This window comes from Pelagibacterium montanilacus, from assembly GCF_003992665.1.
Classification (GTDB): Bacteria; Pseudomonadota; Alphaproteobacteria; order Rhizobiales; family Devosiaceae; genus Pelagibacterium; species Pelagibacterium montanilacus.
On the sequence record NZ_RZMX01000059.1, the window covers coordinates 282,085 to 295,000 of the forward strand.

At 69.0% G+C, this 12,916-nt stretch carries 16 protein-coding genes; all 16 read left to right on the forward strand.

Features of this window, described 5'->3' with window-relative positions; translation table 11 throughout:
- Positions 1-128: 128 nt before the first annotated feature.
- The 16 genes from EO136_RS17380 (at position 129) to EO136_RS17455 (ending at position 12,891) form a co-directional block, all read left to right on the forward strand.
- Positions 129-707, forward strand: a complete 579-nt coding sequence (locus tag EO136_RS17380) for a head-tail connector protein (RefSeq protein WP_127145654.1) — start codon at positions 129-131, stop codon at positions 705-707.
- Positions 704-1,045: a phage head closure protein gene (locus tag EO136_RS17385; protein ID WP_164730670.1), complete on the forward strand. Its 342-nt coding sequence runs from the start codon at positions 704-706 to the stop codon at positions 1,043-1,045. The genes EO136_RS17380 and EO136_RS17385 overlap by 4 nt, the downstream gene beginning before the upstream one ends.
- Position 1,046: 1 nt before the next feature.
- The gene (locus EO136_RS17390; protein ID WP_127145656.1) at positions 1,047-1,457 is read left to right on the forward strand and encodes a DUF3168 domain-containing protein; all 411 of its coding nucleotides are present in this window, start codon (positions 1,047-1,049) and stop codon (positions 1,455-1,457) included.
- A 4-nt stretch (positions 1,458-1,461) separates the two neighbouring features.
- Positions 1,462-1,875, forward strand: a complete 414-nt coding sequence (locus EO136_RS17395; RefSeq protein WP_127145657.1) for a phage major tail protein, TP901-1 family — start codon at positions 1,462-1,464, stop codon at positions 1,873-1,875.
- A gap of 43 nt (positions 1,876-1,918) precedes the next feature.
- Positions 1,919-2,245, forward strand: coding sequence for a gene transfer agent family protein (locus EO136_RS17400; protein WP_127145658.1), 327 nt, complete (start codon positions 1,919-1,921; stop codon positions 2,243-2,245).
- Entirely contained in the window at positions 2,242-2,442 is a 201-nt protein-coding gene (locus EO136_RS17405) for a rcc01693 family protein (RefSeq protein WP_127145659.1), read from the forward strand. The genes EO136_RS17400 and EO136_RS17405 overlap by 4 nt, the downstream gene beginning before the upstream one ends.
- On the forward strand, positions 2,439-2,990 hold the full coding sequence (locus EO136_RS17410) for a phage tail tape measure protein (protein WP_127145660.1): 552 nt from the start codon (positions 2,439-2,441) through the stop codon (positions 2,988-2,990). The genes EO136_RS17405 and EO136_RS17410 overlap by 4 nt, the downstream gene beginning before the upstream one ends.
- Before the next feature lie 2 nt (positions 2,991-2,992).
- Entirely contained in the window at positions 2,993-3,625 is a 633-nt protein-coding gene (locus EO136_RS17415) for a DUF2460 domain-containing protein (protein ID WP_164730671.1), read from the forward strand.
- Entirely contained in the window at positions 3,622-4,500 is an 879-nt protein-coding gene (locus EO136_RS17420; RefSeq protein ID WP_127145661.1) for a DUF2163 domain-containing protein, read from the forward strand. The genes EO136_RS17415 and EO136_RS17420 overlap by 4 nt, the downstream gene beginning before the upstream one ends.
- A complete protein-coding gene (locus EO136_RS17425) occupies positions 4,497-4,925 on the forward strand; it encodes an NlpC/P60 family protein (protein ID WP_127145662.1) in 429 nt (142 codons plus the stop codon). Before EO136_RS17420 ends, EO136_RS17425 begins: the two co-directional genes overlap by 4 nt.
- A gap of 50 nt (positions 4,926-4,975) precedes the next feature.
- On the forward strand, positions 4,976-8,761 hold the full coding sequence (locus EO136_RS17430) for a baseplate multidomain protein megatron (protein ID WP_127145663.1): 3,786 nt from the start codon (positions 4,976-4,978) through the stop codon (positions 8,759-8,761).
- Complete coding sequence (locus EO136_RS17435; protein WP_127145664.1) at positions 8,758-9,699, forward strand: DUF2793 domain-containing protein; 942 nt, start codon at positions 8,758-8,760, stop codon at positions 9,697-9,699. Before EO136_RS17430 ends, EO136_RS17435 begins: the two co-directional genes overlap by 4 nt.
- Positions 9,700-9,724: 25 nt before the next feature.
- Positions 9,725-10,474 (forward strand): glycoside hydrolase family 108 protein, encoded by a 750-nt coding sequence (locus tag EO136_RS17440; RefSeq protein ID WP_127145665.1) that lies wholly within the window; start codon positions 9,725-9,727, stop codon positions 10,472-10,474.
- A gap of 67 nt (positions 10,475-10,541) precedes the next feature.
- Positions 10,542-10,841 (forward strand): hypothetical protein, encoded by a 300-nt coding sequence (locus EO136_RS17445; RefSeq protein WP_127145666.1) that lies wholly within the window; start codon positions 10,542-10,544, stop codon positions 10,839-10,841.
- 20 nt (positions 10,842-10,861) lie between these two features.
- Complete coding sequence (locus EO136_RS17450) at positions 10,862-11,521, forward strand: response regulator transcription factor (protein WP_127145667.1); 660 nt, start codon at positions 10,862-10,864, stop codon at positions 11,519-11,521.
- Positions 11,521-12,891, forward strand: a complete 1,371-nt coding sequence (locus tag EO136_RS17455; protein WP_127145668.1) for a sensor histidine kinase — start codon at positions 11,521-11,523, stop codon at positions 12,889-12,891. Before EO136_RS17450 ends, EO136_RS17455 begins: the two co-directional genes overlap by 1 nt.
- Positions 12,892-12,916: the final 25 nt, after the last annotated feature.

The following is a 12,916-nucleotide window of genomic DNA, read 5'->3' on the forward strand; positions in this document are numbered from 1 at the left end:
GCTTCGCGGCCACCTGCTCCCGCAAGGGGGGAAGGCAAGTGCCCCAGCGCTGAACTGCGGAGCGGAAGACGCCTCATCGGGCCTACGCTTTCACGGCGAACCACAAGAACCACCAACAGAGACGAACCATGACATCTTATCTGCTCGCCGGACCGGACGAGGAGCCGATTGCGCTCGTCCGGGCAAAGGCCTGGCTGCGCGTCGAGGACGACGCCGAGGACGGGCTGATCGAAGCGCTGATTACGGCAGCGCGCATTCATATCGAGGGCATCACCGGCCGCGCGCTGCTGGCCCAGTCCTGGCGCGTGGTGCTCGACGCCTGGCCCGGGGACGGGGAGGTGCGGCTGCCGGTCGGCCCGGTGATCGCGATCACAGAGGTGCGAACCCATGACGGAGAAGGCACGCCCGAGGAGATCGACACCGAAGGGTTCAGCTTCGACGCCGGGGCGGTGCCGGCGCGGCTTCTCGTGCCCGCCCAGGTGCAGGGCGCGGGCGGGGTGCGGGCGCGCATGGGCATCGAGATCGACTATGTCGCCGGGCTGGCCACCGAGCCTGCCGAGGTGCCGGGCGATCTCATCCAGGCGCTGCTGGTGCTGGTGGGATACTGGTACGAGAACCGCGACGCAGTGATCGTCGCCGGGGCCGGAGCGGTGGTGCCCGCGGGGTTCGACCGGCTGGTCTCGCGCTACCGGAGGATGGGGCTGTGAGGGGTGCGACACCGCCCATCGGCACGCTGCGCGACCGCGTGCAGCTTCAGAGCCGACAGACGAGCTCCACAGACGATGGTGGGCACGAGGCGATTTTCGTGCCGCTGGGCAGTGTGTGGGCGCGCGTGCGCTCGCGGGCGGGGCGATTTGCCGAGGAGAGCGACGGGCGCACCGGGCGTGCGACCCATGAGGTGACCCTGAGGTTCAGAAAGGACATCGGGCCGGGCGACCGCATCGTCTATCGCGGGCGGGCGCTCGAGATCGCCTCTGTCGAGGACATCAACGGACGCCGGGCCTATCTCGCCTGCCAGTGCGTCGAAAGCGCGATGGTGGGCTGAGATGGACCCCGCTTCCGACATCCAGACCGCTCTGGTCACGGCCTGGCGCGCGGACGCGCCGCTGGCCCTGCTGGTGGGTGAGGGCGCGATCTTCGATGCGCCGCCCAAAGGGGCAAAGCCGCCCTATGTGACGATCCTGCGCCATGACACGGCTCCGCGCGACGGCGACGAGACCCCCGGGCTCGAACATCGGCTGACGGTCCATTGCTGGAGCGCCGAGCCGAGCCGGCGGGCGGCGCTCGAGATCGCCTATCGCATCGAGCAGATCGCGACCGCCGGCGCCCTTGCGCCTGCGCACACCCGGCTGACGCTGCGCCGGCACGTGCGGACCGACACGACCATCGACCTGGCCACGGGCCGGGCCCGCGCCGCGGTGCAACTGCGGCTTTTCTCCGAACCGAGCGAGGAGTGACCCGATGACGGCCCAGAGCGGCAAGGACATGCTTTTGAAGCTCGATCCGGCGGGATCGGGGGAGTTTCTGACCGTGGCGGGGATGCGCACCAAGTCCCTCGCCTTCAACGCCGCAAGCGTGGACACCACCGATGCGGAAAGCGCCGGGCGCTGGCGCGAGCTGTTGTCGGGCGGCGGAATCCGGCGCGCATCGGTTTCGGGCTCGGGGATCTTCAAGGACCGGCAGTCGGACGCCGAAATCCGGGCGCTGTTCTTTGCAGGGACGATCAGGCGCTGGCAGCTCATCCTGCCCGATTTCGGCGTAGTCGAGGGACCGTTCCAGGTCGTGGCGCTCGAGTTCGCCGGCGATCATTCGGGCGAGGTGACGTTCGAGCTGGCGCTCGAGAGCGCCGGCGAGCTGACCTTTGCCGCGGACTGAACCCTATTTGGCGCTTTTTCACTGGCGCACTGGAGACACAGACATGGCCAACCCCAAAAGGGGCGAAATCGACGCCGTGATCGGCGGCGAGACGATGACCCTATGCCTTACCCTCGGCGCCCTGGCCGAGCTCGAGGCGCGGCTGCAGGCAGGAGACCTCAACGGCCTCGTCGAGCGGTTCGCCGAGGGCCGGATCTCCGCCCGCGACCTCACATCGATCCTGGGCGCCGGCCTGCGCGGGGCCGGGCACGCGATCACCGACGACGATCTGGCCCGGCTCGCGATCGAAGACGGGCTCAAGGGGGCTGCCGAGATCGCCGCGCGGCTCTTGCGCGCGACCTTCGGGGGCGCGGAGGGAGGCCCCTCATGACCGGCTTTCCCTGGTCCGATGCCATGGGGTTCGGGCTCGGCATCCTGCGGCTGAGCCCGGCCCAGTTCTGGGCGATGACCCCGCGCGAGCTGGCCGCCGCCCATGCCGGGCTCTCCGGACGCGCCGGGACTGGAGCGCTGAACAGGGCAGGGCTGGAAAAGCTGATGGCAAGCCATCCTGACAGGGGGATCAGATGAGCGAGATTTTCGGAGAGGCGTTCGAGCGCGAGCTGGGCGACGCCACCATCGAGCTCGAACGCATACGCGATCTGGGCAATTCGGTGGGATCGACGCTGACCCGCTCGCTGCGCGGGGCCATGATGGAAGGCCGTTCGTTGCGGGGGCTCCTGGCCGATATCGGCCGGTCGTTCGCCGACATCGCGCTCAAGGCGGCGCTGCGGCCGCTCGGGCAGATGGTGGGCGGTTCCATCGAGAGCCTGTTTGCCGCGTTCAATCCGGCGCTCGGGCCGGTCCAGCCCTTCGCCAAGGGCGGGGTAATCTCGACGCCAAGCTATTTCCCCATGCCGGGGCGTTGGGGGCTGGCGGGGGAAGCCGGGCCCGAGGCGATCATGCCGCTGCGGCGCGGACCGGACGGGCGGCTCGGGGTGGCCGCAGGCACGGGCGGGCAGGCGGTCAACGTCACCTTCAACGTGGCGGCGCAGGACGCGCGCAGTTTCGTTGCCGCGGAAGCGGAAGTCTCGGCGATGCTGGCCCGGGCCGTGCGCCGGGGCGGACGGGGGACCTGATCATGGGATTTCATCCGGTCCGCTTTCCCCTCGACATCGCGCTGGGCGCGCGCGGCGGCCCCCAGCGGCTGACCGATGTGGTGACGCTCGGTTCGGGCCACGAGGAGCGCAACAGCCGCTGGGCCCATTCCCGGCGGCGCTACAACGCGGGATATGGCGTCAAGTCGCGGGTCGACATGCTGGCGGTGCTGGCATTTTTCGAGGAGCGGCGCGGGCGGTTCCACTCGTTTTTGTGGCGCGACGGGCTCGACTTCTCGTCCCACCCCCTGGGGGGAGAGCCGGGTCCGGGGGATCAACTGCTGGGCACGGGGGACGGGACCAATCGCGATTTCCCGCTCACCAAGCGCTACGGGGCCGGGTTCGATCCCTATCTGCGCCCGATCACCAAGCCCGTGGCCGCGAGCGTCGTGGTGGCGGTGGACGGGGTGACGCTGGCGCCGGGGGCGTTCACGGTCGATGCGCTATCGGGGATCGTGACGCTCGATGAGCCGCCCGGGGTCGGGGCTGCGGTGACGGCGGGCTTTCTCTTTGATGTTCCGGTGCGTTTCGACACCGACCGGCTCGATATCGAGCTTTCGGGTTTCGATGCGGCGGTCGTGCCCGACATTCCGCTTGTGGAGGTGCTGGACCAATGAGGCAGTTTTCCGAAGGCTTTGCGACCCATATCGCAAGCGGGGCAACGACCCTGTGCTGGTGCTGGCGGATCACGCGGGCGGATGGCGTGGTGCTCGGGTTCACCGACCACGACCTTGCACTGGCGTTCGAGGGGGAGGTGTTTGCGCCCGCCCATGGGCTCGATGGCAGCGAGACGGTCGAGCGGACCGGGGCGCAGGTGCAGACCAGCGAGGTGATGGGGGTGCTCCATGCCGAGTCGATCACCGAGAACGATATCGTTCTGGGCCGGTATGACGGCGCGCGGGTGGAAAGCTGGCGGGTGAACTGGCGGCAGGTGGACGAGCGCGCGCTGATCGGGGTCGACACCATCGGCGAGATCGTGCGCGAGGACGGGGTCTTTCGCGCCGAATTGCGCTCGGGCCAGCACGCGCTCAACCGGCGCAAGGGGCGACTCTATCATCATCTGTGCGATGCGCGGCTGGGCGACGGGCGGTGTGGCATCGATCTCTCGGCGCCGGCCTGGACGGCGGAGGCGAGTGTGGTGGCGGTCACCGATCCGTTCACGGCAGAGGTGGCCGGTCTGGAAGAATTTGACGATGGCTGGTTCGCTCTGGGCCATGTGCGCTGGGCCGGTGGAAGGCGCGACGGGATCGAGGACGGGGTGCTGCGCCACGCGGGCGCGACGCTCGGGTTCTCGCGCCCCGTGGGCGAATGGCTGGTCCCGGGCGACGGGCTGGAGGTCTTTGCCGGCTGCGACAAGCAGTTCGCGACCTGCCGCACCAAATTCGGCAATGGCGTCAACTTCCAGGGCTTTCCGCACATTCCGGGCAATGACTTCATCCTGCGCTATCCCACCGACAGCGACCGGCTCGATGGCGGGGTGCTGGTGCGATGACGGGGGCAGCAGATGTGGCCGGGCTGGCGAAGGGCTGGATCGGCACGCCCTACCGACATCAGGGGGCTGCCCGGGGGGCGGGCTGCGATTGCCTGGGGCTGGTGCGCGGCATCTGGCGCGATCTTTACGGCCGGGAGGCCGAGCCGATCCCGCCCTACAGTCCGGACTGGCGCCGGGGCGATGAGGGCATATCGCTCGAGGCGGCGGCGTTCCGGCATCTCCAGCCCGTCGAAGGCGGTCCCGAGGCGGGGCATGTGGTGCTGTTCCGGCTCTCGCGCCGGCTCGACGTGCGCCATTGCGGGGTGATGAGCGGGCAGGACGTTTTCGTCCATGCCCAGGAGCAGGTGGGGGTGGTGCAGGCGCGGCTGGACGCGCGCTGGCGAGCGCGGCTGGCCGGCGTCTTCGCGTTTCCACCGCGCCGCTGAGAGCCTGCTGAATCGGCGCGCATGCGTCGGCAATCCGAGAGAGAGAAGTCATGGCGACATTGGCACTATCGCTGGCCGGCCAGGTGGTGGGCGGGGTGATCGGCGGCCCGATCGGGGCGACCATCGGCCGGGCGGTCGGCGCGCTGGCGGGCAGCGCGGTCGACAGCGCGCTGTTTTCCGACCGGAACGCGGGGCGGACAAGCGCCGCGGGCGCCGACATCAGGGTTACCGGGTCGAGCGAGGGTGTCCCGATCCCGCGCGTCTATGGCTGGGCGCGGATCTCGGGCAACATCATCTGGGCGACCCGGTTGCGCCGGATCGCGGCGCGTAGCTCCGGCGGCAAGGGCGGCGGCCAGCGCCAGTCCAGCGAGCCGAGGCATGAGGAGATCGTCGCGACCTTCGCGCTGGCGCTGTGCGAAGGCACGATCGCCCATGTGGGCCGGATCTGGGCCGACGGCAAGCTGCTCGAAACCGACGGGCTGGACATCGCGATCCATACGGGCGGAGCCGAACAGGTGCCAGACGGGGTGATGGAAGCGGCGCAGGGCGAAGGGGCTGTGCCCGGCTATCGCGGGCTGGCTTATCTGGTGTTCGACCAATTGCCCCTCAGCCAGTTCGGCAACAGGCTGCCCAATCTCTCGGTGGAGGTATGCCGTCCGGTGGGCACGCTCGAGCCGGCGATCCGCGCGGTGTGCGTGATCCCCGGGGCTACCGAGTTCGGATACGATCCCACCCCGAGGGTGCAGGTGCTGGGCCGGGGCCGGACCGCGCCGGAAAACACCCATGCGAGCGGGCGGCGTTCGGATTGGGACATCTCGATCGACGAGTTGGTGGCGCTGTGCCCGAACCTCTCGCATGTGGGGCTCGTGGTTTCCTGGTTCGGCACCGACCTCCGGTGCGCCCAGTGCCGGGTCGAACCGTGCGTGGAGGGACGTCCGCGCGAGATCAAGGGCGCGACCTGGTCGGTGGCGGGGATCTCGCGCTCGGCGGCGACCATCGTCTCGAGCCATGGGGGCGGGGCGGCCTATGGAGGCACGCCTTCGGACAGTGCCGTGCGCGCCGCGATCTCCGATCTCAAGGCGCGCGGGGTGGCGGTGACGCTTTATCCGTTCGTGATGATGGATATTCCCAATGGCAATGGCCTCTCCGATCCTTACGGCCATGGAGGAAACCAGCCGGCCTATCCCTGGCGCGGGCGGATCACCTGCGATCCGGCGCCCGGAGTCGTGGGCACGCCCGATGGCACCCCGGCGGCGGCCGGGCAGGTCGCGGCGTTCATGGCCAATGGCTACCGGCAGATGGTTCTGCACTATGCAGCGCTGGCCGAGGCGGCGGGCGGGGTCGATGCGATCCTCGTTGGTTCGGAAATGGCGGGGCTTACATCCGTCCGTTCGGGGCCCGACAGCTTCCCCTTTGTCGATGCGCTGCGGGCGCTGGCGGGCGAAGTGCGATCCATCGTCCGGGCAGGGACCAGGATCACCTACGCGGCGGACTGGTCGGAATATTCCGGGCTGCAGCCCGCCGACGCGCCGGGCGACAAGATCTTTCACCTCGACCCGCTCTGGGCCGATCCGGCGATCGACGCGGTGGGGATCGACAATTACATGCCGCTGGCCGACTGGCGGGACGGGCCCGGGCATGCGGACGCCGAGCGTGCCGGTGCGATCCATGATCTCGACTATCTCAGGGCCAATATCGCCGGGGGGGAGGGGTTTGACTGGTTCTATGCCAGCGGCGCGGATCGGGTCGCGGGGCTCCGCACGCCGATCACCGATGGCGCCCATGGGGAGCCCTGGGTCTACCGGCTCAAGGACATGGTGAGCTGGTGGGGCCTGCCGCACCACAACCGGGTGGGCGGCGTGCGCTCGCCAACCCCGACCCCATGGGTGCCGGGCTCCAAGCCGATCTGGATGACCGAACTGGGCTGCGGGGCGGTGGACAAGGGGCCGAACGCTCCCAACGCCTTCGGGGACGAAAAGAGCTCCGAGGACGCGCGCCCGCCCTTCTCTTCCGGAGAGCCCGACCCGCTGATCCAGCGCCAGATGCTGCGCGCATGTCTCGCGTATTGGAGCGCGGGCGAGCCGGGCAATCCGGAATCGGGTGTCTATGGCGGGCCGATGGTCGATCCCGAGCGAATCTATCTCTGGTGCTGGGATGCGCGTCCGTTTCCCGCCTTTCCCGGGCTGGCCGACGTCTGGGCCGATGCGTCCAATTACGAGACCGGTCATTGGCTCAATGGCCGGTTGGGTGCGGCCAGCATCGCCGAATATCTGGGGGCGCTGGCCGAGGAATACGGGGTGCCGGCAGGTCGGATCGACGTGCGCCAGCCACTGGTCGAGGGCATGGTGGTGGACGGGCTGGCCACGATGCGCGAGGCCGGAGAGGCTCTGGTCGATGCTGGCGAGCTGACAATCGTGGCCGGAAACAATGGGCTGGGCTGGATGCGGCCCGATCCGCGCGCGGTGCTCGCGCTCGATCCTCTCGGGCTTGCACGGGACGAGGGGGCTCTGGTCTCCCGCCGCAAGGGCGATGCCGCGGAATCGGTGGGGCGGATGTCGATCGCCTATATCGACCGGGAGCGCGACTACCAGTCGGCCTCCGTGACCGCCGTGGCCCATCGCGGGGAAAACGCCATGGCGGTGCCGACCGGGCTCGTCCTAGGGGCGGGCGCGGCACGGCTGGTGGCTGAAGGTGCGCTGGTCAAGGCGCTGCGGGCCGCCGATACGCTGGAGGTGCGGCTGCCGCCCTCGCTGCTCGCGCTCGAGCCGGGCGACCTTTTTTCCGTTGCCGGGCAGGGGGAAGGCCCGTTAGCGGTCGAGGAGGTGCGCGAGGGGCTTGTGCGCACCATACGCGCCGGAGGTCATGGCAGCATGACGGTGTCCAGCATCGCCCCGCCGCCCAGGCGGATCTCGGTGTCGGTGCCCTCGGTCGGGGCCGACCCGGTGATCGTGGTCGCGCATCTGCCCGACGGGGCGGGGGGCAGCGAAGAGGTGGCCGGCGCCTTCGCCCAGCCCTGGCCGGGAGCGGTGACGCTGCGCGATCTGGGCACCGATGCCGATGTGCTGACGCTAGCCGAAGGCGCGTATATGGGGGTGGTCGAGGAGCCGTTCGGGCCCGGGCCGGTGGGCGTGTGGTCCGAGGGCGAGGCGCTGGTGCTCACCATGCTCGACGGGCACCCCGCTTCGATCGGCGATGGCGCGGCGCTCGCGGGTGGCAATGTCGTCGCGCTCGAAGGCGCCGACGGGCGCTGGGAGAAACTGGGCTTTGCGCGGGCCGAGCTCATCGGGCCGGGGCGGTATCGCCTGTCCCGCCTTCTGCGCGGGCTCGACGGAACCGCGCCGGTGACGGCGCACGAGGGCGCTATGGCAATGGTGCTCGATGGTCGGGTCGCCCGGCTGTCGGTTCCGGTGTCGGCGCTCGGCGCAATGCGGCGGCTGCGCGCGTTCGCAGGCCCGGGCGATGCGGAGGGGACCGATCTCGAGACGGTGCTGGACCCCGCGCCCGCTCTGCCGCTGGCGCCGGTGCATCTCCAGGCGCGCCGGGACAGCGAAACAGGGGCCGTGGCATTCTCCTGGATCCGCCGGACGCGGGTCGGCGGGGATGTGTGGTCGTTCGGCGACGTGCCGCTCGACGTCCAGCCCGAGGCCTATCGGGTGGCCATCCTCGATGGGGAGATCGAGGTGCGCAGTTTCGAGGTGACGACGCCCCATGCGGTTTACGACGCAGGTGCGCAGATCGCCGATTTCGGGGCGCTGGCCCCGGGGTTCCAGTTCACGGTCCGGCAGATGAGCCCGGTGCTCGGGCCGGGCCATCCCGCACACGGAGTGTTCCCATGACCGAGACCGCGCGGCTCACCCTGCCGCTGATCGCGCCCGAGCAGGCACAAAAGCACGTGACCCACAATGAGGCGATCCTCGTCCTCGACGGGCTGGTCCATCTCGTTCTCGATGGGATCGGGACGCCCGAGCCTCCGGCCGACTCGGCCGAGGGCGCGGCCTATTTCACGGGCGAGGAGCCGACCGGAGACTGGGCCGGCCATGGCGAGATGATCGCAATCCGGACGCAAGGGGGCTGGCGGTTCGCTTCTCCCGGCGAGGGCTGGAGCGCTTGGGACCGGGCGGAGGCGCGCCGGTTGACCTTTCTCGACGGGCAATGGCGCATCCCGCGCCTCGAAGTGCCCGGGCTGGGCGTGGGCACCGCGCCCGATCCGGTCAACCTGTTTGCGGCACGCACCCCGGCGGCGCTGTTTGCGGCGCTCGAGAGCGGGGAAGGCGGGAGCGGGGATATCAGGCTCGTGCTCAATCGCGAAGGAACGGGCCACGAAGCCGGGCTCGACTTCCAGACCGGTTGGCAGACGGGCGTGCAACTGGGCCAGTTCGGGAGCGCGGAGTTCGCGCTGCGCGTGAGCACCGATGGCGCGCCGTTCACGACCGCGCTTGGCGTCGCGCCAGACGGGTTCGTCCGTTTCGGACAGATGATGGGGCTCGCCCAGAGCGCGCCCATGGTTGCGGGCGGTGTGCTGGCGGTGGCGACCAGCCGGACAACGCCGCAGCCCGAGGCAGGGAGCGCCGACGACATCGACACGATCTCGGGCGGGGCGGATGGGGCATTGCTCGTGTGCTGCGGGTCGGCGGGCATGACCCTGACGTTTCGTGCCGGCACAGGCAATTTGAGGCTCGGGGCCGACAGAGTGCTCGCGGGGCCCTTCGACACGCTGGTGCTCGTCCGGCACGGGGCCGACTGGCTCGAGCTGAGCCATTCCACCAACACCTGATCTCATATCACCGATGGAGGTGCCGATGCCCGCGACCCGCTGGAGCATCTGTCTTGCGCATGTGCTCGCTCATGAGGGCGGCTATGTCGATCATCCGTCCGATCCGGGCGGGGCGACCAACAGGGGCATCACCCGCAAGACGCTGGCGCGCTGGCGGGGCGTCGCGCCCTGGTGGGCGCTGGCGAAGTCCGAGGTGCGCGATCTGTCCAAGGCCGAGGCCGGGTCGATCTACAAGGCCCGGTACTGGGACCGGTGCCGGGCCGGCTCGCTTCCCGCCGGGCTGGATCTCGCGCTCTTTGATTTTGCGGTCAATTCCGGCCCGGACCGCGCGATCAAGGCGCTGCAGGCGCTGGTCGGGGTGGTGCGGGACGGATTCGTGGGCCCGATTACGCTGGGCGCGGTGGCCCAGCGCGACACGCGCGCGCTGATCGAGGCGCTGTGTGACCATCGCATGGGCTTTCTCCAGCGGCTCACCCACTGGGCGAGCTTTGGCCGCGGCTGGACCAGCCGGGTCGAGGCCGTGCGTGCCGCCGCTCTGGCGGATGCCGGCCTCTCTTTTCAACCTGAACCCCAAAAGGATCCCGAGACCATGAATTTTCTGGATGGATACAAGACCTATGTGGTCGGTGCCCTGATGCTGGCCGTCGGGCTCGCCCAGGTCCTGGGGGTCGACGTGCCGGCCCTGGGCGGCTATTCTGGAAGCCAGCTCGTGATGGAAGCGCTGGCGATCATCTTCTTGCGCAAGGGCATCAAGACCGATCTCGGTCGCGCCTAGGCGTATCCCCCGCGGGAAGGGCGCCGCGTTCATTTGCAGTTCAGCCAATTCGCGCTATTGATCGGGCATGAAAAAAGCACCCCACACTCACCGCGCAGCGCTGGTCCTGGCCGCGGCCCTCATGTTCCCCCTCGGCCCGGGCATCGCATCGGCGCAGCAGGGGTGCTGGGACAATTCCGCGATTCAGTCGGCGGTGGCCAGCGGCGAGATCCAGCCCGTGGCCTCCGTTCTCTCCCGCGAGGGCATTCCCGGTTCGACCGAAGTGCTCAGCGTCAAGGTCTGCGATCAGGGCGGCTCGATCGTCTATGTGGTCGCGGTCCTTGAAGCGGACGGGCAGGCGCGTAATCTTACGCTCAACGCACGATAAGCCGATCACGGGGGACGGGCATGCGCATCCTGGTTGTCGAAGACGACGCCGCACTCAACCGCCAGCTTTGCGAAGCGATCGCCGATGCCGGCTATGTGGTCGATTCGGCCTCGGACGGGGAGGACGGTCATTTCCTGGGCGACACCGAGCCCTATGACGCGGTGGTCCTCGACATCGGCCTGCCGCACATGGACGGGATCAGCGTTCTGGAAGCCTGGCGCCGCTCGGGCCGGATGATGCCCGTGCTGCTGCTCACGGCCCGGGACCGCTGGAGCGACAAGGTGCAGGGCATCGACGCGGGCGCCGACGACTACGTGGCCAAGCCCTTCCACATGGAAGAAGTGCTCGCACGCCTGCGGGCGCTCGTGCGCCGCGCCGCCGGCCATGCCTCCAACGAGATCACGGCGGGTCCGGTCCGGCTCGACGTCAAGGCCGGGAGGGTGACGGTGGAGGGTCAGGCGATCAAGCTCACCTCCCACGAATTCCGCCTGCTGTCCTACCTCATGATGCACAAGGGCAAGGTGATCTCGCGCACCGAGCTGACCGAGCACCTCTACGATCAGGATTTCGATCGCGATTCCAATACGATCGAAGTGTTCGTGGGCCGGCTGCGCAAGAAGCTGCCCGAAGACCTCATCCAGACCATTCGCGGGCTCGGCTACCAGATCGTCACGGATTGATGAAGCGCGGCTCGATAGCGTTCCGGCTGTTCTGGCTTTCGGCGGGCTGGCTGATCGTCGCGCTGGTCGCGACCGCGCTGCTGCTCACCGAACTCTATTCCCAGGCGCTGGACCGCGATCTCACCGAAAGCCTCGAATTCCATATCTCCTCGCTGGTGGGCAGCACGCTGGAGGCGGGCAGCCCGCAATCGGACGATATCGGGGTCGCCGACCCGCGCTATACCCGGCCCACCTCTGGCTGGTACTGGCTGATCAGCGAAACCGACGGTGGAGCGCCGCTCGCGTTTTCGGACTCGCTGGTGGGCACTGTGCTGCCGCAAATGGACACTCCGTTCGGCCCCACCAACACGCGCATCGGGGTGATCGAGGATGCGACGGGCGAGCGGCTGCGCGCGGTCGAGCGCATCATCGGGCTGGGCGAGCCGGGCCGGATCTCCATTCTCGTGACGGGCAGTCTTTCGGAAGTCGAGGAGCGTGTCATCGCCTTCCGCGAGCAGGCGGTGATCGTGCTGGCGGTGGTGGGGCTGATTCTTGCCGCCATGAGCGCAATGATCGCGCGGATTGCGTTGCGCCCGATCGAGCGGCTGCGCGAGGCTGTGGAAGCGGTCCGGGAAGGGGAGCGCCAGGCGGTGGAAGGCACGTTCCCCCGCGAGCTCTCACCGCTCGCCGACGAGGTCAACGAATTGCTCCGGTCCAACACCCAGATCATCGAGCGCGCGCGCAACCAGGTGGGCAATCTGGCCCACGGACTCAAGACCCCGCTCGCCGTGCTCCGCAACGAGGCGGCAAGGGACACGACCCCGCTCGGGGAAACCGTCAAGAGCGAGACCGAGAATATGACGCGAATCGTCTCGACCTATCTCGACAAGGCGCGGCTGGCGGCCCGGTCTTCCCTCGTCGGCAAGCGGACCGACAGCGGTTTGGTGCTCGAGCGGCTAGGGCGCGTGATGGGCAAGCTCAACCCCGGACATGACGTGGCGGTGGACATCGCCCCCGACACGCCCTGGTTCCGGGGCGATGAAGGCGATCTCGAGGACATGGCCGGCAACCTTCTGGACAACGCCTGCAAATGGGCGCGGCGCAGTGTCCGCCTCATGTCGGGCGAGATGGTGGTGGAGGGGAACCGATACCTCGCGATCCACGTTGAAGACGACGGACCGGGACTGAGTGCCGAGGAAGCCGACAAAGTGTTGCGCCGCGGTGTCAGGCTCGACGAAAAGACTCCCGGCAGCGGGCTGGGACTCGATATCGTCAAGGAACTCGTGGATGTTTACGGCGGCGATCTGGAACTGTCGCGGTCTACGATGGGCGGTCTCAGGGCCACATTGCGCCTGCCGGCAGCGCGGGGGATTCGCGCGGGCACGGTGTGAGCCAACGGGTCGGGAAACAAAAAAG